This window comes from Clostridium prolinivorans (assembly GCF_004011155.1).
GTDB lineage: Bacteria > Bacillota > Clostridia > Clostridiales > Clostridiaceae > Clostridium_AT > Clostridium_AT prolinivorans.
Genome location: NZ_RJWG01000001.1, coordinates 129616 through 149450, shown reverse-complemented (window position 1 = coordinate 149450; position 19835 = coordinate 129616). Strand labels below are relative to the sequence as shown.

Annotated in this window: 18 protein-coding genes and 1 other RNA gene; 8 read left to right on the top strand and 11 right to left on the bottom strand. The window is 25.4% G+C overall.

Annotated features, from left to right (window positions below; translation table 11 throughout):
* Positions 1–16: 16 nt before the first annotated feature.
* From EGD97_RS00635 to EGD97_RS00620, 4 genes are all read right to left on the bottom strand, one after another.
* Positions 17–1237 (bottom strand): M16 family metallopeptidase, encoded by a 1221-nt coding sequence (locus tag EGD97_RS00635; RefSeq protein WP_127836343.1) that lies wholly within the window; start codon positions 1235–1237, stop codon positions 17–19.
* Between the two features lie 71 nt (positions 1238–1308).
* Positions 1309–4239 (bottom strand): DNA topoisomerase IV subunit A, encoded by a 2931-nt coding sequence (locus EGD97_RS00630; protein ID WP_127836342.1) that lies wholly within the window; start codon positions 4237–4239, stop codon positions 1309–1311.
* Positions 4240–4253: 14 nt separating this feature from the next.
* Positions 4254–6200 carry a DNA gyrase/topoisomerase IV subunit B gene (locus EGD97_RS00625; protein ID WP_127836341.1) on the bottom strand — a complete coding sequence of 649 codons (1947 nt, stop codon included), beginning with the start codon at positions 6198–6200 and terminating at the stop codon, positions 4254–4256.
* A 171-nt stretch (positions 6201–6371) separates the two neighbouring features.
* Positions 6372–7391 (bottom strand): LacI family DNA-binding transcriptional regulator, encoded by a 1020-nt coding sequence (locus tag EGD97_RS00620; RefSeq protein WP_078681057.1) that lies wholly within the window; start codon positions 7389–7391, stop codon positions 6372–6374.
* A 269-nt stretch (positions 7392–7660) separates the two neighbouring features.
* On the opposite strand from EGD97_RS00620, the gene EGD97_RS00615 reads away from it, so the two are divergent.
* From EGD97_RS00615 to EGD97_RS00605, 3 genes are all read left to right on the top strand, one after another.
* Complete coding sequence (locus EGD97_RS00615; RefSeq protein ID WP_078681058.1) at positions 7661–8356, top strand: cytochrome c biogenesis CcdA family protein; 696 nt, start codon at positions 7661–7663, stop codon at positions 8354–8356.
* Positions 8357–8369: 13 nt separating this feature from the next.
* Positions 8370–8972, top strand: a complete 603-nt coding sequence (locus EGD97_RS00610) for a TlpA family protein disulfide reductase (protein WP_078681059.1) — start codon at positions 8370–8372, stop codon at positions 8970–8972.
* A 232-nt stretch (positions 8973–9204) separates the two neighbouring features.
* The gene (locus EGD97_RS00605; RefSeq protein WP_078681060.1) at positions 9205–9693 is read left to right on the top strand and encodes a DUF4883 family protein; all 489 of its coding nucleotides are present in this window, start codon (positions 9205–9207) and stop codon (positions 9691–9693) included.
* Between the two features lie 56 nt (positions 9694–9749).
* On the opposite strand, the gene EGD97_RS00600 is transcribed toward EGD97_RS00605, so the two are convergent.
* From EGD97_RS00600 to EGD97_RS00580, 5 genes are all read right to left on the bottom strand, one after another.
* Positions 9750–11153 (bottom strand): aminopeptidase, encoded by a 1404-nt coding sequence (locus EGD97_RS00600; protein WP_078681061.1) that lies wholly within the window; start codon positions 11151–11153, stop codon positions 9750–9752.
* Between the two features lie 68 nt (positions 11154–11221).
* Positions 11222–12160: a magnesium transporter CorA family protein gene (locus EGD97_RS00595; protein WP_078681062.1), complete on the bottom strand. Its 939-nt coding sequence runs from the start codon at positions 12158–12160 to the stop codon at positions 11222–11224.
* Positions 12161–12270: 110 nt separating this feature from the next.
* Entirely contained in the window at positions 12271–13176 is a 906-nt protein-coding gene (gene hprK / locus EGD97_RS00590; RefSeq protein WP_127836340.1) for an HPr(Ser) kinase/phosphatase, read from the bottom strand.
* A 36-nt stretch (positions 13177–13212) separates the two neighbouring features.
* The gene (locus EGD97_RS00585) at positions 13213–13380 is read right to left on the bottom strand and encodes a DUF896 domain-containing protein (RefSeq protein ID WP_078681064.1); all 168 of its coding nucleotides are present in this window, start codon (positions 13378–13380) and stop codon (positions 13213–13215) included.
* Positions 13381–13478: 98 nt separating this feature from the next.
* Positions 13479–14534 carry an FAD:protein FMN transferase gene (locus tag EGD97_RS00580; RefSeq protein ID WP_078681065.1) on the bottom strand — a complete coding sequence of 352 codons (1056 nt, stop codon included), beginning with the start codon at positions 14532–14534 and terminating at the stop codon, positions 13479–13481.
* A 243-nt stretch (positions 14535–14777) separates the two neighbouring features.
* On the opposite strand from EGD97_RS00580, the gene EGD97_RS00575 reads away from it, so the two are divergent.
* The 5 genes from EGD97_RS00575 (at position 14778) to EGD97_RS00555 (ending at position 19053) form a co-directional block, all read left to right on the top strand.
* Positions 14778–16682 (top strand): FAD-dependent oxidoreductase, encoded by a 1905-nt coding sequence (locus tag EGD97_RS00575; RefSeq protein WP_127836339.1) that lies wholly within the window; start codon positions 14778–14780, stop codon positions 16680–16682.
* Between the two features lie 26 nt (positions 16683–16708).
* Positions 16709–17089 carry a NusG domain II-containing protein gene (locus EGD97_RS00570; protein WP_078681067.1) on the top strand — a complete coding sequence of 127 codons (381 nt, stop codon included), beginning with the start codon at positions 16709–16711 and terminating at the stop codon, positions 17087–17089.
* Between the two features lie 11 nt (positions 17090–17100).
* On the top strand, positions 17101–17643 hold the full coding sequence (locus tag EGD97_RS00565; protein WP_127836338.1) for a Gx transporter family protein: 543 nt from the start codon (positions 17101–17103) through the stop codon (positions 17641–17643).
* Positions 17644–18609, top strand: coding sequence for a polyprenyl synthetase family protein (locus EGD97_RS00560; RefSeq protein WP_078681069.1), 966 nt, complete (start codon positions 17644–17646; stop codon positions 18607–18609).
* A gap of 273 nt (positions 18610–18882) precedes the next feature.
* Complete coding sequence (locus EGD97_RS00555; RefSeq protein WP_078681070.1) at positions 18883–19053, top strand: aspartyl-phosphate phosphatase Spo0E family protein; 171 nt, start codon at positions 18883–18885, stop codon at positions 19051–19053.
* 77 nt (positions 19054–19130) lie between these two features.
* On the opposite strand, the gene ssrS is transcribed toward EGD97_RS00555, so the two are convergent.
* Together ssrS and EGD97_RS00545 are read right to left on the bottom strand one after the other, a co-directional pair.
* Positions 19131–19310: non-coding RNA, 6S RNA (gene ssrS, locus EGD97_RS00550), on the bottom strand.
* 75 nt (positions 19311–19385) lie between these two features.
* Entirely contained in the window at positions 19386–19787 is a 402-nt protein-coding gene (locus tag EGD97_RS00545) for a hypothetical protein (protein WP_127836337.1), read from the bottom strand.
* Positions 19788–19835 lie beyond the last annotated feature (48 nt).

Below are 19835 nucleotides of genomic sequence, written 5' to 3'. Positions count from 1 at the left end.
ACCAAGGAAATAATTCCTAATACGGCTTTATTATTTGTATTGATGGATATTTTAATACTTTATTTATTACATCTATTATTTCTTTATAGGTAATATTTTCTAAATCATTTTCTTTATAAAATATATCATAATCTTTATACATAATTTCATAAGTTGTAAGCTTTTTAGAAAGTTCTATAGATCTTTCTATGCTCAGTTCTCTTTTTATATTTATAGATTTTAAATTTTTATCTAAAATTTTTTTAGAATAATAATATTTATTACATTTAGATTCTTCTATGGTTTGATTTATAAGTTTTATTACATCATTTATTTTATCACTTGAAGTTGAAAATTTTATGGTAAAAAGTTTTATTCCTTTTTCGTTTTTTATACTACTTCCTATATCATATACTAATCCATTTTTAGTCCTAATTTTGTCATAAAGTAAACTGCTTGTACCTTGTCCTAAAATATTATTAAATATATTTAAAATCTTAATTTCTTCATTATTAAGCTCATGTATTGGGTAAATATATTGAACTTTTGCAGAACTTATCCCATTTTTATTTTCTACATATATTCCTGGATTATTATTTTCATATAAACTTATATCCTTATAAATGTTATAATTTCCTTTAAATTCTCCAAAATATTTTTCTAAAAGCTTTAATACTTCATCAAAATTTAAAGATGATACTACAGATATAACACAATTTTGCGGTAAATAATAAGATTCATAAAATTTTTTAATATCTTCTAATGTTATACATCTTATACTTTTTTCATCTCCTATAATTAAATTTTTAATTCTTCTTTTTTTAAAAGAATTATAAAAAAGTCTATCTTCACAATATTGTTCAATATCATCATTCCATTTTTTAAGTTCTTCACATATTATATTTATTTCTTCTTCAAAACCTTCATTGCTAAATTTTGGATTTAATATAATGTCAGAATAAAGTTCTATACCTCTTTCGAAATCCGAACTTAAAGTTGTGCCATAATATATACAATACGGATAATTAGTCATAGCATTATTAAATCCAAAAATTTCATCAAATAGCTTATTTATTTCATATTCACTTCTATTTTTAGTCCCTTTAAAAATAACATGCTCAACAGCATGTGCTGTCCCAAGTTTAAAACCTTCTTCCATAAGAGCTCCAGCTTCAAATCCTATACAAAAAGATGTAATATTTCCAGGTCTATAATCATAAATAAATCTAATTCCATTAGAAAGTATGTATTTATTCAAAATAAATTCACTCCTTTATTATAAAAATATACTTACTTTAAAATAAAGTAAGTATTTATTAATATAAATTATTAAATGAGTTTTACTTCTTTTATTACTTCATCCATAACAATTAACATTAAACTTATTCCTTTACCAGCTCTATTTTGGCATTTTATATTATTTATTTTTATAGAACTTTTATTTTTTTTATTTGTAGTAAATAATAATTCACTTTTCTTAATATTTGAAAGAGCTATTTCATCTTTGTTCATTGATATATCATTATTAAATCCTTCTATAACTTTTCCAAAAATAACCTCATCATCATTTTTTAAACTTATTCCTACAACTCCAGATGCTGATTTTCCCATAATAGCAACAGTTTCTATTTTAAATCTTATACCAAAACCTTTTTTAGTTACTAATAAAATATCATTGTTCCCTTCATTAAAATATTCTACAGAAATAAGTTCATCTTCTTTGCTTTTAAACTTATATCCTATAGAAGTCATATATTCACCATTAAATTCATCAAATTTAACTTTCTTTATTATTCCTTTTTTGGTTATAAATAAAATTTGTGTATTTTTGTCAAAGTCTCTAGAAGAAATAATATTTAATACTTTAAATTTATCTTCTTGTAAATCATTAAACAAATCTTTTAAATTTATTTGATTCCCCATAAAAGAGGAAAACATGCATGAATTAAAGCTTAAAACATTTCCATTATTTAAAAATATGTATAATTTTTCTAATGTATTTGTAAAAATAACATTATCTTTTGTACTTATATTTCTTTTGTTATTTGATACTTTAATATTACCATCACTACTTATACTCATAAAAAATTCTTTATATTGATTTTCTTTAGTATATTCTACGTTTATAATCTCATCTTTAGGAAATATTTCAGCCAATGATGTTGATGATATATGTCTATCTTGAGTTTCAATTTTAATTTCAGGTATTGTAAATTCCAGTCCGCATTTTGTAAATATTTTTATAAATTCTTCTTCTCTATCTTTATTAACTAATTTAACATCTATTAATGTTTCATTTTTTAATTTTAATGCTGAAAGTTTAGAATAATTTGTATTAAATTTGTCTAAATCAGTTTTCTTTATATTCCCTTTATTGGTTATAAATATAAAATCTTTAGGTAAACTTATATTTTCAATAGAATAAGCAGCAACTATTTTTTCTTTATTTAAATCTAAAGTTTTAATAATTTCATCTATTCTTTCACCTTTTTCTTTCCATTTATATTCTGGAATTGTACTAGATTTTATTTGATACATATTCCCAATATCAGTAAATAACATAATTGTATATTTTGTATTTGATTCAAGCAAAAATTTGTTAAAATCACCTTCTCTATAATCTATATCTTCTACACTGCTATTTAATCTATTAAAATATTTTAATGGTACTCTTTTTATAAAACCTTCATTAGAAAGAGTAATAACTATATCTTCTACCACAATAAGTTCTTCTATATCAATTTTAGCTTCTTCATCATCTTCAATTAAATAAGTTCTTCTAGAATCTCCAAATTTGTTTTTTATATAAAGTAATTCTTGTTTAATTACTTTTAAAAGCTCTTTTTCATTTTTTAATATTTTTTTTAATCTTTTAATTTCTTTTTCTAGTTCCTTGTATTCTTTTTCAAAAGTTTTTATTTCCAAACCAGTAAGTCTATAAAGCATAAGTTCTAATATAGCTTCTGCTTGAATTTCTGAAAATCCAAAAGTATTTATTAAATTATTTTGAGCATCTTTTTTGGATTTAGATGATCTAATTAAATTTATAATTTCATCCATAATACTAATAGCTTTAATAAATCCTTCTACAATATGAAATCTTTTTTCTGCTATTTCAAGTTCTTTTTTAGTTCTTCTAGTAATTACATCTTTTTGATGATTAACATAATGCTTTAAAATATCCTTTAATCCTAAAGTTTCAGGTTTCCCATTTGCAATAGCAACCATATTAAATGAAAGATTAGTTTGAAGATCTGTTTTTTTATAAAGATATTTTAAAACTTTTTCAGCTGTTTCAATATCTGTAGATTTTTTTAATTCTATAACAGCCCTTATTCCTTTTCTATCTGATTCATCTCTAATATCTGTTATAGCTTCTAGTGCTTTAATATGTTTTTTATCTCCAGTCATTTCAGATATACTCTCTAAAATCTTAGCCTTAGATTTTCTATAAGGAAATTCTGTAATTACTATACCAAATCTTCCGCTTTCAAGCTTTTCTATATTAGCCTTTGCCCTTAATGTAACCTTTCCTTCACCTGTTTCATAAGCTGAATATAAAGAATTTTTTCCAATAACTATTCCTCCAGTTGGAAGGTCTGGTGCTTTTATATACTTCATAAGTTCCTTAGTTGTGATTTCATTGTTATCTATATAAGCTATAGTCCCATCTATAACTTCAGATAGATTATGAGGAGGAATATTGGTAGCTAGTCCTACAGCAATTCCAAAAGCTCCATTTACTAAAATATTAGGATACTTACAAGGAAGTACATTAGGCTCTAATTCAGAATTTGAGTAATTGTAAGACATATCAACCACATCTTTATCAATGTCTTTAAGCATTTCCATAGCAAGAGGTGTAAGTCTTGCTTCAGTATAACGCATAGCTGCAGCACTATCTCCATCTTGACTTCCCCAATTTCCATGTCCATCAATTAATGGCATCCTTGTTGAAAAATCTTGTGCTAATATAACCATAGATTCATATACAGAAGAATCTCCATGAGGATGAAATTTACCTAAAATATCTCCAACTATTCTAGCAGATTTATAATAAGGTTTATCTGGGAAAGCTTTTAATAAAAATGCACCATATAAAATCCTTCTATGTACAGGTTTTAATCCATCTCTTACATCAGGGAGAGCTCTATCTTTTGCCACTTCTACAGCATAAGGAAGATAATTTTCAGGCATAGCTTCTTCAAGTGATATTTTTATTATATTATTATCTTTTGGTATTTCTATTTTTTTAGCCATATTATGGTACCTCCTTAAAATTCAGCATATTTATACATATAGTTTTTTCGAGGTTCTACAACTTCGCCCATAAGAAGAGATACCATTTTTTCAGCTTTTGCTGCATCTTCTATAGTCACTTGTTGTATAACTCTTGTTTCAGGATTTAAAGTTGTATCCCAAAGCTGATCTGCATTCATTTCTCCAAGGCCTTTATATCTTTGTATAATTGCTCCTTTACCTATTTTATTTTTAGCATTTTCCAGTTCATCATCACTATATGCATATATAGCATTTTCACCTTTTTTATCATTTTTATAAACTTTATAAAGAGGAGGAAGTGCAATAAAAAGATGTCCATTTTCTATAAGTTGTCTCATATATCTATATATATAAGTCATCCATAAGGTTCTTATATGATATCCATCTACGTCTGCATCACTCATAATTATAATCTTATTATATTTTAGTTCTTCTTCTTTATAGTTATCTAAAATTCCTGTTCCTATAGCAGCATTAAAAATTCTTAATTCTTCACTATTAAGTATATTTTCTAATTTTTGTTTTTCAGTGTTCATTATTTTCCCTTTTGAAGGCATTATAGTCTGAAAACGTCTGTCCCTTGCCTGTTTTGCACTGCCTCCTGCAGAATCTCCTTCTACAACTATAAATTCACATATTGATGGATCTTTTAAAGTACATACAGCTATTTTCCCAGCCAATGGTGAAGTTCCTTTCTCTATTTTCTTTTTTTCTGCATCATTTATCTTTTTTATTTTTTCTCTTCTTGAAGCCGTTTCTATTGCATTATTAATTAATATTGAAGCCATATCTTTGTTATCTTCTATCCATTCTGATAATTTAGTATAAACTAAATCATTCATCATAGTATATGCCTCAGTATTGCCAAGTTTATTTTTAGTTTGTCCTTCAAAAACAGGATTACTTATTTTTATTTTTACTACAGCTGTTAAACCTTCCCTTAAATCATCCCCCTCAAATTCTTTATCCTTTTCCTTTAATAAATTAAGCTTTTTAGCCCATTCTTTAAAAGCTCTGGTCATTCCTGTTTTAAATCCACTTTCATGAGTTCCAGAATCTCTTGTTGGTATATTGTTAACATAGCTTGCTATATATTCACTTGTGGAATCTGTAAATTGCATACATACTTCTCCATATAAACTTATACCATTTATTTCTTTCTCACCTTCAAAAATTATAGGTTCCTCATTAATTACTGTTTTGCTTTCATTTAGATAATCTATAAAATCTAAAAGTCCTCTTTCTGAATGATATTGTTTTTCTATAGGTTCTAATTGCCTATTATCTATTAACATCAATGTTATGCCTTTATTTTGGAAAGCAAGCTCTTGAAGTCTTTCATCTATAACTTCAAATTTAAAATCTATTGTTGAAAATACATCTTTATCAGGTTTAAAAGTTACTTTTGTGCCTGTACATTTAGTTTTCCCAACAACTTCAAGTTTTGTAACTGGAGTCCCAGGCATAAACTTTTTTAACTTTTTATCATAAGCATATTCAAAACGCTGTCTGAAAATTTGTCCATTTTGATAAACTTCTACAACTAACCATTCAGATAATGCATTAACCACTGCAGCACCAACACCATGTAATCCTCCAGATGTTTTATAATTTTTATTATTAAATTTTCCGCCTGTATGAAGTTCAGTATATACCATTTCAACACCTGACTTTTTCTTTACAGGATGTATCCCTGTTGGTATCCCTCTTCCATTATCAATAACTGTAATACTTTTATCTTTATTTAATATAATAGTTACTTTATCTCCATATCCATTTGATATCTCATCTATAGAATTATCTAAAATTTCCCAAAGGCAATGATGTAACCCCTTAGAACTAGTTGAACCTATATACATACCAGGTCTTACTCTTACTGGTTCTAATTTTTCTAATGAAGTTAACTCTGTTACATCATAAGAACTTATATTTTTTTCCATAATTACCTCCAAAATGTTAAAGCCTTATATTATAAAATTAATATTTCTTATTTTATATTATTATGACATACAAAGCAATAAGACAGTAGATTTCTCTAAATCCACTGTCTATTTTAATTTAAAAATAATATACAAATTTACTTTACTATAATAAAATTATTTATTTATAGTTTATATATTTATTTTTTCTGTACTTTCTTTTATAACAAGCTTAGTATTTAATATTATTTTTTTTCTTTCTTCATTTTTATTTTCTATAAGATTTATTACTTCTTTAGCTGAAATATGACCTACTTCTTTCATATTTAAATCTATTGTTGTAAGTTTAGGTTGAGTTATGTTAGATAACATGGTATTATCAAAACCTATTAATGAAATTTCTTTTGGAATTTTTATTTTTAATTTATTGCATGCATTTATTACGCCTACTGCCATTAAATCATTGCAAGCAAATATTGCAGTAGGTTTATCTTTACAAATTAAAAATTTTTCCATTATTTTTTCAGTTTTTTCTACTACTTCAATGGTATTTCCTTCCCCTACATTTATTATTTTTTCATAATTAAGATTGTTATCTTTTAATATCTGTTTATAAATTTTTTCTTTAATATCATAAGAAAAACTTTTATTACCTCTTATAAATGCAATTTTTTTATGATTTAAACTTAATAAATATTCAAAAGCTTCCATTGTCCCTATTTTTTCATCATAGCATACAAAACTGCAATTTAATCCATATGGCTCACCACTTACAATTATAAGTGGTATGTTATTAGAAATTTTATCATAAAATCCCTTTTTTAAATTATCACTATTAGGATCTATTATAATTATTCCATCTACCTGCTTTGATATAAGTTGTTCAACAAGACTAATTTCCTCATCTTTATTTCCACGAGTATTACAAAGTAATATACTGTACCCTAAACTTTTAGATACATCTTCTATAGCTTCAACTATAGTTGGGAAAAATAAATTTGTAATACCTGGAACTATAATACCAAGAGTAGAAGTTTTTTTTGTAATTAAGCTTCTTGCCATGGCATTAGGTTTATAATTTAATTTTTTAATAGCATTTTCAATTTTTATTCTTGTTTCTTTTTTTACTGGATAATTATTATTTAATACTCTAGATACTGTAGTTATAGAAACTCCTGCTTCCTTAGCTACATCATTTATAGTTGCAGACATAAATTCACCTCTTAGAAAACCTTTTCTGTATCTCTATTTTGATTTTATCATTAAGAATATTTTATTTCAAGTAAAAAAGTAATACTTTAAACTATAATTATTTTAATAAAATTAAATTATAGTTAATTTTAAATATTATATGAAAATTATTTACAAAATTTTCATATAATATTTTGTAAATTTTTAAATGTTATGATATTATATCTATATATCGTAATATTATGATATATAATTACTGTAATATTTTTTCTTAAGAAGGTGATACTAAAATGAATATATCATTACTATTGGCATTTTCTGCAGGAGTTATATCTTTTCTCTCTCCTTGTATTTTACCATTAGTTCCTGCTTATATAAGTTATATAACAGGCTCCAATATAAATGAAACTAATAATAAAAAATCTTATTTTTATGTCCTTTATAAATCCATTGGATTTGTTATTGGTTTTTCTATTATATTTGTTTTAATGGGAGTTTCTGTTACTTCTCTTGGGAAAATTTTTATAAAAAATAAAATTCTATTTAGAAAAATATCAGGTATTTTAATATTTATTTTTGGATTACATATAACAGGTATTTTTAAAATAAATTTATTTTATCGCGAAAAAAAATTTTTTTCTTTTAGTAAAAGCAATGGTACTTTTACTTCTATCTTAATGGGTATGGCTTTTGCTACAGGATGGACTCCTTGTGTGGGGCCTATATTGTCTTCTATTTTGGCTTATGCAGGTAATATGGAAACCATAGTTGATGGAATTATACTTTTAATATTTTATTCATTAGGTCTTGGTATACCATTTATATTTTCAGCATTAACTATAGATAGCTTAATATCTAAAATAAAAATTTTTAATAAATATATAAAAACAATTTCAGTATTAAGTGGGATATTTTTGATTATATTTGGCTCACTTATATTTACAAATAAATTAGGAATATTAAATCAATATTTAAATTTTTTATAAAGGAGATTTTTAAATGAAAAAAATAATAAAATTAATTCTATTAATTTTAATAATTATATCATTATATACAATGTATAATTATACTAAATCTAATAAAAATGCCAATAATACTAATAACAATAATTTATCCATAAATAAAAATAATACATCTTCAAATTCAAAAAATACATCTATAAATTTTAATGATAAAAATACATTAGAAAATTATAAAATTAAAGCCCCTGATTTTAAATTAAGTGATTTAAGTGGAAAAGAAATATCATTAAATGACTATAAGGGGAAAAAAATTTTTTTAAATTTTTGGGCTAGCTGGTGTGGACCTTGCCAAAAAGAAATGCCTGATATACAAAAACTTTATGAAGAAACTAAAAATTCTAATTTAATTATATTAGCTGTTAACTTAGGTGACGATAAATATACAGTAGAAAAATTTATAGAAAATAATAAATATACTTTTCCTGTACTAATAAATGAAGATACTTCTGTTGCGGATAAATATAATGTTGTTTCCATCCCTACATCATTTTTTATAGATGAAAATGGTAATATAGTATATACACATACTGGTCTTATGACAATAGAAGATATGAAAATTTATATAGACAAACTAAAATAGTACTAAATTCCCAAGTATTAAATTTATATAATTAAAATTTAATACACAAATAACATACATAATTAAACTGCCAGTTTCTATAAAATATGGCAGTTTAATTTTTCATTTTAATTTATATATATTTTTTATGTATAACTTTTGAAATTTAAATTTTAATATTAAAATTCAAAGTAATAATAATAAAATTTTATACATAAATTATTTTTAGAATATGAAATATTAAGGTGAGGTAATGAAAAAAAAATATTTATACATAGTCATACTATTAATACCTCTTTTTGTAACAAGTTGTACAATTAAACTTGGAAATTATACTATTAACAATTTTAATGTAAGTAAAAAAAAGGCTAATAATTATTATTATACCAATAATTTATTAAAAAACTTAAAGATGGAATCTTCTTTTAAAATTAATGTTTTAGATACAAATTTTTATAAAGAAAAGGAACTTTCACAAGAAGATATTGAAATAATAAAAAATTTTAGTAAATCTTTAAAAATTTCAAATTTTATAGAAAAGCCTAAAGAACTTCCTGAAAAGCCTTCTTATAAATTGTTTATTACATTTAAAAAAGAAAAATATATCATAAATGTATATAATGAAAAATATTTATCTGTTTATCCTTGGGATGGTATTTATCCAATGGATTATATAGATATGGAAGGAATTCAAGCCCATTATAACCTTTTTAGTCTATGTAAGTATTTAATGGAAAAATAAATTTAAGCCTTAGCAGTTTATATTGCCTAAGGCTTAAATTTATTTTTTATGGTTTTTTATGCTTCTTTTAAAAATGCGTAATATGCCTTTACAGCTTCATATATGTCTGCTTTGCTTGCAACTTCCCAAGGTGCATGCATATTTTGAAGAGCAACTCCACAATCTATTACCTGCATATTATATTCAGCAAGTATATAAGCTATAGTACCGCCGCCGCCTTGATCTACCTTACCAAGTTCCGCTGTCTGCCAAACAACTCCATGTTTTTCCATAATACTTCTAAGTTCTGCAATAAATTCAGGATTAGCATCATTTGAACCTGATTTACCTCTTGATCCTGTATATTTATTAAACACTATTCCTTTACCAAAATAAGCAGTATTTTTCTTTTCCATTACAGATGGGAAATTAGGATCATAAGCAGCACTAACATCTGAAGATAACATCTTTGAATTTGCAAGAGTTCTTTTTAATTTTAAACTACTATATTCACCACGAAGTTCCATAAGTTCACTTACTGTATTTTCAAAAAATTTAGAATGCATTCCAGTAGCTCCAACACTCCCTATTTCTTCTTTATCAACAAATAATGCTACACAAGTTTTATCTGTATTTTCAATCTTTAAAAGTGCTTCAAAAGAAGTATATGCACAAACTCTATCGTCATGTCCATATGCCATTATCATACTTCTGTCTAATCCATAATCTCTAGCAGCACCAGCTGGCACTACTTCAAGTTCTGCTGATACAAAATCTTCTTCAACTATACCATATTTATCATTTAATAATTTAAGAATATTTGCTTTAACTCTTTCTTTAACATCTTTATCTTCAATTGGAATACTACCAATTAAAATATTTAAATCTTCACCTTCTATAGCTTTGTCAAGTTTTTTTTGAAGCTGATCAGAAGATAAATGTATTAAAAGATCAGATATGCCTACTACAGGATCTCCTTCATCTTCGCCAATTACTACATTTACAAAAGTCCCATCTTTTTTTACAAATACACCATGAATTGCAAGAGGAATTGCAACCCACTGATACTTTTTAATTCCTCCATAATAATGTGTTTCAAGCATAGCTAGATCTGTATCTTCATAAAGAGGATTTTGTTTTAAATCAAGTCTTGGTGAATCAACGTGTGCTCCTAATATTTTAAGTCCTTTTTCAAAAGGTTCTGTCCCTATAACAAATAAAGCCAAAGTTTTATTCATATTGTTTGCATATACCTTATCTCCTGGCTTTAATTTCACATTTTCTTTAATTAGTGTTTCTATATTTTTATATCCAGCCTTTTCTGCTTCCTCTATAAAATAGCTTACACATTCTCTTTCAGTTTTACATCTTGACATGAAATTTTTATATTTTTCACCTAAAGAAAATACTTTATTTAAATCATCTTTTGAATATCTTTCCCAAGCATATTCATATTTTTTAGTTAAATCATTTTTAACCATATTGTGCCTCCTTTACATATAAATATATATTTATATTATCAAATTAAAAATATATTTTCAAATTTACTTTATAACCATCTTTTTTTTCTAAATAAATAAAAAAGTATTCCTGAAATAAATCCCATTATAGAAATTATTATATAATATCCATTTTTTAATTTCATAAAAGGAAGGTTATCAAAATTCATTCCATACATACTTGTTATTAAATTGAGTGGTAAAAAAATAGATGCTATAAGGGTAAATGCCTTCATAAGTTCATTAGTTTTATTAGATATTTCAGATTCAAAAGTTTCTCTAACTAACGCCAAATCTGTAACTAAGCTTTCAAGAGAAAGCATAAGTTTTTCAATTTTAATATTTAAATCTTTAAAATATTTTAAATTTTCATCTTCAATTATATAATTTTCATTACTTATTAGGCCATCTCCTATATATCTTAATGGATTTAAATATTTTCTTATTTTATAAACTTGCCTTCTTAAATGTATAAGTTCATCTATTTGTTCCTGTTTTAAACTTTTTAAAATATTTATTTCTATTCTATCAGCATATTCTTCTAATGAAGATATAACATGATAGTTTCTCAATATTATTCTATCAAGAATATAATATAAAACAATTGAAGGATAAGGCCTATCTTTTAATAAAAAAACATTTTTAAGCCTTTTTATGTCATTTAGCAAATCTTCTATTATACTTAATTCTTCTTTATAAACAGTTATAATATAATCTTTGCTTAAAAAAATATTTAATTCTTTAGATATAACTTCATCGTTATAGTATTGAAGTATATTAAATACTATAAATATATATCCAGAAAAAAAATTTAATTTAGGGAACTGATCTAAATTAATACATTCGTTAAGTGCTTCTTCATCTAAAATGAACATATTTTTTATTTTATAAATTTCATCTGCTTTTAAAAGTATCCAGTATCTGCTCTTTTCAATTTTAAGGTTTTCTTTAACTTCTTTAAAATTATTTGATATATCAAAAACATACATAAGCTCACCTGCCAGCAAATTCTAAATTTATTATCTACAAGAGCTCATGTAATTATTCTAAATAATTTTACTTGGGAAGTCTCATAAGTTTACATTAAACCTTAATGTATTTATTTACCTAAACCAATTCTTTTATTTATAGTATCTACTGGAGTAACTTTTGAATTTAAGCTGTATCTATAATTAGCAGCTGCGGCTTCGATTATAACAGCTAAATTTCTTCCTGGTCTTATTGGAAGAACCATTTTTCTTACTGGCACATTTAAAATATCAATATAATCTTGATCTATACCTAATCTATCATAATCTTCATCATTTTTCCATTGTTCTAAATAAATAACCATATTTATAGTTTTTTCTGTAAGAACAGAACTTAACCCATAAAGTGCAGGCACATCTATTATTCCCATGCCTCTAACTTCCATCATTCCTGAAGTTATATAAGGTGCTCTTCCCTTTAAAATTCCATCTATTTCTTTTATGTCAACAGCATCATCTGCTACTAATCTATGACCTCTTTTAATAAGTTCTAAAGCAGTCTCACTTTTACCTATACCACTTTCACCTGTTATAAGTATTCCTATTCCATATACATCAACAAGCACTCCATGCATTCTAGTTTCTGGAGCTAACTTATCATCAAGATAATTTGTCATTTTGCTTATAAAGCGAGTAGTTATGCTATTTGTTCTAAGTACCCATCTATTATTTTCTTCAGCTGATTTAATAAATTCATCATGAGGCTCTAATCCTCTACTTATTATTACACAAGGCGTTTCAAATTGAAAAAATTTTTTTAGTCTTTTTTTTCTAAGTTCTGGTTGCATAGCATCTAAAAAGCTCCACTCTGCCATACCAACTATCTGTACTCTCTCATTTGCAAAATAATTGTAAAACCCAGAAAATTGAAGTCCTGGTCTATTTGTATCACTTAATGTTATTTCTTTATTGGGCTTACCTTGAACTATCACTTCAAGTTTCAAATCTTCTATTAAATTCTCTATTGTTACTCCCATACTGCTCACCCTTAATTTGTTAAATTTATTATTATTTTATTTTTTCTCTATCATATCAAGTTGTGCCTTAAAATTTCTTTTTACATTATCTATGTATTTTTGTCTTAAAATCTTTTGCTCTTGTTTTTCTTCATCTGAAAGTCCAATTTCTTGACTTTTTTTATATAGATAATTTATTCTTTTTACTAATTCATAAGCATTCATAATTTTCACCTCATAACTTTGCTGTTTTATATCTTTATATATAGGATTTACTTTTATAACATTCCTAATTACATTATATAACTATTAATTCAATAATTCTATTTTAATTCTAAAATTTCAAAATTTGTATCTGTAAGTTTAAAATTATCCTTAATTCCTTTAGTTATAAATATTTTATTATCTTTAGTTATAAATATAGCGTCAACATTATTCATTTTTTCAATAAATTCAATACCTTTTTTTACCCCTAATGCAAATACTTTTGAAAGTCCATCACCATCTACTGATTTATTGGTAATTATAGTAACACTTAAAAGATTATTATCTATAGGATATCCTGTATCTTTATCTAATATATGATGATATATTTTATCTCCAACCTTTATATATCTTTCATATATACCAGAAGTAACAACAGTTTGATTAGATACTTTTACAGTACCTACATAATTTCCTCTTTGTGAAAATGGATGTTGAATTCCTATAGTCCAAGGCTGTCCATCAGGTCTTCCTCCTAAAGTCATAACATTGCCTCCTAAATTTACTATTGCATGTTCAACTCCATTCTCTTTTAATATTTTTACAGCTTCATCGGCTGCATATCCTTTAGCAATGCCTCCTAAATCGAGCATCATGCCCTTTTGTTTTAACATAACTTTTTTTTCATTTTCATTTAAAACAACATTTTTATAATTTACTAAAGGAAGTTTTGATTTTATTTCTTCATCACTTGGAATTCTAGCTTTAGATGCGTTATCAAAACTTATATTCCAAAGCTTAACTAACGGTCCTATAGTTATATCAAACTTTTCATATAAACTGCTAAAATATAGTCCTTTTTTTATTACTTCAAAAGTATCCTCAGATACTTTAACATAATCTATTCCTGAATTATTATTTATATCAATAACTTCACTTTTTTCTTTATTTATACTCATTTTATTTTCTATATCTTTTAATCTATCAAAAACTTGGGTAAAAGTGCTATCGGATATATGATCGTATAATTTTATAGTACATGGAGTACCTAGTATTATTTCTGTCTTTTCTACCGGTTCAAATGTATTTTTTGCACATCCTGATAAATTGAAAGTTAAAACTGTAACTATAATAAAATTTACAATTAAATTATTTGATTTCTTTATATTTTTCATATCTATTCCTCCATTTTTCAAGATGTTATCACTAATGGTTTTCATTGTCAATATATTATTAAATATCATATTGAAAATGAATTTTTTTAATAAATTTATAGATATTTTTATTTTTCTTTGTTAAATTTATAATTTACTTATTATTTTTCATAGACATAATATATATTTTTGTATAAAATATATATATAGATATTTTACACTTTATTAAAATATTATCAAACTTGAGGAGGTCTAATATTAAAAATGGAAGATACAACAAAAATAGTCATACTCGGTACAGGGTATGCAGGAATTCATTCTGCTAAATTACTCCATAAAAAATTTAAAAAAAATACTAATGTAGAAATTACATTGATCGGTAAAGATCCTTATCATACATTAATGACTGAACTTCATGAAGTTGCTGGTGGAAGAGTTGAAGAAGATAGCGTAAAAATAAGTTTAAAAAGAATATTCAGTGGGAAAAGAGTTAATGTAGTTCTAGATGAAATAAAATCAATTGATTTTAAAACTCAAAAGCTAAAATCTGAAGATAATACTTACGATTACGATTATCTTATTTTAGGTGCTGGAAGTGAACCTGCATTCTTTGGCGTTCCAGGTGTTGAAGAAAATGGATTTACAGTTTGGTCTTTAGAAGATGCATTAAAAATAAGAGAACATATTGAAAATATGTTTAGAAAAGCAGCTAAAGAAAAAAATGCTGATAAAAGAAAAAAAATGCTTACTTTCGTTGTAGCTGGAGCAGGTTTTACAGGTGTTGAAACTATTGGTGAATTAATAGAATGGAAAAAAACTCTTTGCAAAAAATACGATATAGATGAAAAAGAAGTAAATCTTATATTGGTTGAAGCATTAGATAAAATACTTCCTATATTAAATGATAAACTTATAACTAAATCAGAAAAATATCTGTTAAAAAAAGGAGTAGAAGTTTTAAAGAGTTCTCCAATTATAAGTGTAGATAAAGATTTTATAACTTTAAAAAATGGAAGACAAATTCAAACAAATACTCTCATTTGGACATGCGGTGTTCAAGCAAGTAAATTTGCGGCAAATTTAGGTCTTAAAACTGGAAGAGCTGGTAGAATTGTAACTAATGAATATATGCAATCTGTTGATTATAAAAATGTATATGTAGTTGGTGATAATTCATATTTGGAAGAGAACGGAAAAGGACTTCCTCAAATAGTTGAAACTGCTCTTCAAACATCTGAAACAGCTGTTTATAATATAATTTCTGATATGGAAAACAAAGAAAAGAAGTCTCATAAATCAAATTATCATGGACTTATGGTTTCTATAGGAAGCAGATATGCAGTGGCATCTTTAGCTGGCATATCAATGTCTGGTTTCTTTGCAATGCTTATGAAACATTTAGTAAATTTACATTATTTATTTGGAGTTGCTGGCGTAAACGCAGTTTGTGCTTATTTAAATCATGAATTTTTTCATGTTAAAGAAAGACGTAACATACTTGGAGGTCATGCTTCAATAAAATCACATTCTTTTTGGCTTTTCCCACTAAGATTATATGTAGGTGTAATGTGGTTATTAGAGGGGCTTAAAAAATTTTTTGGAGAATCTTACTGGAATACTGCTACATCAAGCTTTAAAAATTTAACTAATTTATTTAAAGGAATTGGTGATGATAGCTGGCTTAAAGCAGGAAATATAAAAATGCCTTTTGAATGGCTAACTGCCGCAAGTACTTCCGGAGCTTCTGCAACAGCTGAAGCTGCAAGCAGTGCTTCTGCAACAGCTGGAGCAGCAGCATGGCCTACTCCTATAATCTCTAAAATGCCAGGTTTCTATAAAGCAATAATGAAATTTTTAATACCTACTCCTGAAATTGCCATTTGGTTCCAAAGAATTGTTGTATTTGTAGAAATAGGTATGGGACTTGCATTACTTGCTGGATTATTTACATTTATTGCTAGTGCAGTTTCTGCATTCATGGTTGTAAATTTTATATTATCAGCTATGGCTGGCTGGGATATATTATGGTATTTCTTTAGCTCCATTGCACTAATGGGTGGTGCTGGCCGAGTTTTAGGTCTTGATTATTATATAATGCCAAAATTAAAAAAGCTTTGGAATAAAACTTCCATTGCTAAAAAAACTTATTTATATTTAGAAAATATGTAAATAATATTAAGAAACGGGGAATCTTTATGAAACTTAAACCATTAGATATAATAATTATAATAATATTAATAATTATAGCATTAGGTTCCTCTGCAATTCCATTTATAAATTCTAATAAAAATTATAATAATAAATATGTTGAAATTGAATTAAAGGGGAAGCTTTATAAGAGGCTTCCCCTAGATAATAATATAAATGAGAAAATTGTAGTAGAAAGTGATTTAGGCAAAAATATTGTAGAAATTTCAAATGGAAAAGTTAGGATAATTGATTCAGACTGTCCAGATAAAATATGTATACAAGATGGTGCTATAAGTACTCCTGGTAGTATGCTAGTATGCTTGCCTCACAAGTTAGTAGTTCAAATTAAAGGAGAAAATGAAGAAGCTGATGAATTGTCCTTTTAATGGAGGTTTACATGAAAAAAATAAATAAGATGACATTTATATCTGTACTTGTAGCTCAAGCTCTTATTTTATATTTAGTTGAAGGAATGATGCCTATACCATTTATAGCACCTGGTGCAAAACTTGGTCTTTCAAATATTATAACTGTTATCTGTTTATATCTTTTTACACTCAAAGATGCTTTTTTAGTAATGATATTAAGAATAATTCTTTCTACTTTTTTTGCTGGTTCAATGTCTAGTTTATTATATAGTATTGCTGGTGGAGTTTTTAGTACTTTATCAATGTATTTTATAAAAAAAATTGGTAAACAATATATAAGTATTATAGGTGTAAGTATAACTGGAGCTTTTTTTCATAATTTAGGTCAAATTATTATTGCTGCATTAGTTATCCATAATACTAATATAATTATATATCTTCCTATTCTTTCTGTAGCTGGAATAGGAACTGGTTTTTTTGTTGGTATAACTTCTAGATATTTAATGTTATATATTAAAAAACTACCTTTTTATCCGACTATAAAAAATAATAAATCTTTTAAGGGTGATTAAATGAATAAATTTTGGGATAAATATCCCTCTCTTAAGGCAGATCTTGAATATGTACTAGAAATAATGAAATCAAATGTAAAGAATCGAGAAAAAGTTATTGAAGAAGCATTGCTTGATTTAATAAATTCTGGTGGTAAGTTATTAAGACCAGGTTTTTTATTAATATCCTCTGGTTTTGGAAATTATGAAAGAGATAAAATATGTAACTTAGCTGCTGTAATAGAAATGCTTCATATGGCAACTTTAGTACATGATGATATTATAGATGATGCAAGAACAAGAAGGGGTAGAGAAACTATTCAATCAAAATATGGTAAAGATTATGCTGTTTTTATGGGTGATATACTATTTGCTAAATGTTTTATGTCATTATCAGTTAACGCCTCTACAGATAATATGAAATTACTTTCTAATGTAATTTTTGATATATGTACTGGAGAAATAGAACAATTTTCTTCTCGTTATTCTCAAAACTTAAGCATAAAAAAATATTTAAAAAGAATATCTGCAAAAACTGCCGCTTTATTTTCCTTAAGTTTTTATATTGGTTCATATGAAAGCGGATGTAGTGGAGAGCTTGTAAAAATTTTATCCAAAATAGGTTATGACATAGGAATGGCTTTTCAAATAATAGATGATATATTAGATTATAATGGAGATCCTAAGTATGTTGGTAAACCATTAGGTAATGATCTTAAAGAAGGAGTATTTACCATTCCCTTAATTTATGCTTTTAAAACAGACAAGCACAAATTAGAACCTATTCTTTCAAAAGATAAGTATACTGATTCTGATATACAAAAAATTATTAATATTACTAAAGAATTAGGTGGAATAGATAAGGCAAGAGATTTAGCTAAAAAATATACTTTAAGAGCTTTTAATAAAATTAATTCTCTTCCTAATTGTGAAAGTAAAAATATTTTATATGATGTTACTAATAAACTTTTATGGAGAAATTATTAAAAAGGTAGATATTATATTATATCTACCTTTTTAATATTCCAAAAAATTTCTGACTTTTTTCGTCATTTACAGTTATTTACATGTCGCTTTTATCAATATGTTAAGATATATTGGTAATAAATGTATTTTATTTTGTTTATATAAATTAGGTAAAAGATAGTGATTTATGTAGTTTTTTTAGTTAATTTGACTTTTAAAGAGTATTCCGTTATTTAAAAAAACTGGTACAATATAAATACATAGACATAATATAAATGAAATGAGGTTGTTTATATGGAGCTACAGATTCAAATATTATCTAAAAAAATAGATAATCTAAGATCTATCCTATATGGTTTAATAAGCAGCAACAATCTAACAGATAAATCTGTAGTAAAATGCAGTCAGCAATTAGATAAACTTCTAGTAGAATATGAAATTTGCAAAAAAAATTATTATACTTAAAAATGCTGCTTAAAATTTAATTATATTGTAAAAAAAACCGCAAGTTTAAAACCTGCGGTTTTTTTATTATCTTTTAAATATATCCCAACATGCCGTACAGCTTATTAGTTCATACCCGCACTCTCGCAGGTGGGTTAAGCTCATTTATATTCTGTCTTCTTCCTATTTTGGAAGCATGACATCCTATAAAATTGTTGCAAATCCCTTAATATTACTGTGGTTGAACCTTATAAGCGCCACGCACATCTCAGGAATTGAATTAGTGTAATTTTATTTTATCACATTATAATTTTTTTTCAATATTTAATTTAAGTAAATATTTTTATCACTACTTAAATTTCTATATTTTCTATTACTTCTTCAATTGTTATAGTTTTATTTTTAGGGAAAAATACCGCCAAAAATTCGCTATAATCATAATTTTCTTTTTCTATTTCGTATGAAACAAACTGAGCTTCTATATCAAGCTCTTCCATTATTTCTTCTATGTATTGACCAACCTCATCTATAGCATAATCATTTAAGTATGGTATAAAAAATTCTTCATACCATATATCTCCCTCTTCTTCATCTTCACTTTCATCATTTGCATAAGATTTTGCCGCATTTATAACATCATCATCAAAATCATAATAAAAGCTAACTACTAAAACGTCTTTTTCTTTGTAATCAATAATATTAATATCATTAATATTATACTCTTCTAATTTTTTTAATATATTGTCTTTATTCATTTTTATACTCCTTCTGTTAAATTGTTATTAATTAATACATAATATGAT

Coding starts and splice junctions, on each gene's coding strand:
- EGD97_RS00630 (WP_127836342.1), bottom strand. CDS start 4,239: ATGGCTAAAAAAATAGAAATACCAAAAGATAATAATATAATAAAAATA.
- EGD97_RS00625 (WP_127836341.1), bottom strand. CDS start 6,200: ATGGAAAAAAATATAAGTTCTTATGATGTAACAGAGTTAACTTCATTA.
- EGD97_RS00620 (WP_078681057.1), bottom strand. CDS start 7,391: ATGTCTGCAACTATAAATGATGTAGCTAAGGAAGCAGGAGTTTCTATA.
- EGD97_RS00615 (WP_078681058.1), top strand. CDS start 7,661: ATGAATATATCATTACTATTGGCATTTTCTGCAGGAGTTATATCTTTT.
- EGD97_RS00610 (WP_078681059.1), top strand. CDS start 8,370: ATGAAAAAAATAATAAAATTAATTCTATTAATTTTAATAATTATATCA.
- EGD97_RS00605 (WP_078681060.1), top strand. CDS start 9,205: ATGAAAAAAAAATATTTATACATAGTCATACTATTAATACCTCTTTTT.
- EGD97_RS00600 (WP_078681061.1), bottom strand. CDS start 11,153: ATGGTTAAAAATGATTTAACTAAAAAATATGAATATGCTTGGGAAAGA.
- EGD97_RS00595 (WP_078681062.1), bottom strand. CDS start 12,160: ATGTATGTTTTTGATATATCAAATAATTTTAAAGAAGTTAAAGAAAAC.
- hprK (WP_127836340.1), bottom strand. CDS start 13,176: ATGGGAGTAACAATAGAGAATTTAATAGAAGATTTGAAACTTGAAGTG.
- EGD97_RS00585 (WP_078681064.1), bottom strand. CDS start 13,380: ATGAATGCTTATGAATTAGTAAAAAGAATAAATTATCTATATAAAAAA.
- EGD97_RS00580 (WP_078681065.1), bottom strand. CDS start 14,534: ATGAAAAATATAAAGAAATCAAATAATTTAATTGTAAATTTTATTATA.
- EGD97_RS00575 (WP_127836339.1), top strand. CDS start 14,778: ATGGAAGATACAACAAAAATAGTCATACTCGGTACAGGGTATGCAGGA.
- EGD97_RS00570 (WP_078681067.1), top strand. CDS start 16,709: ATGAAACTTAAACCATTAGATATAATAATTATAATAATATTAATAATT.
- EGD97_RS00565 (WP_127836338.1), top strand. CDS start 17,101: ATGAAAAAAATAAATAAGATGACATTTATATCTGTACTTGTAGCTCAA.
- EGD97_RS00560 (WP_078681069.1), top strand. CDS start 17,644: ATGAATAAATTTTGGGATAAATATCCCTCTCTTAAGGCAGATCTTGAA.
- EGD97_RS00555 (WP_078681070.1), top strand. CDS start 18,883: ATGGAGCTACAGATTCAAATATTATCTAAAAAAATAGATAATCTAAGA.
- EGD97_RS00545 (WP_127836337.1), bottom strand. CDS start 19,787: ATGAATAAAGACAATATATTAAAAAAATTAGAAGAGTATAATATTAAT.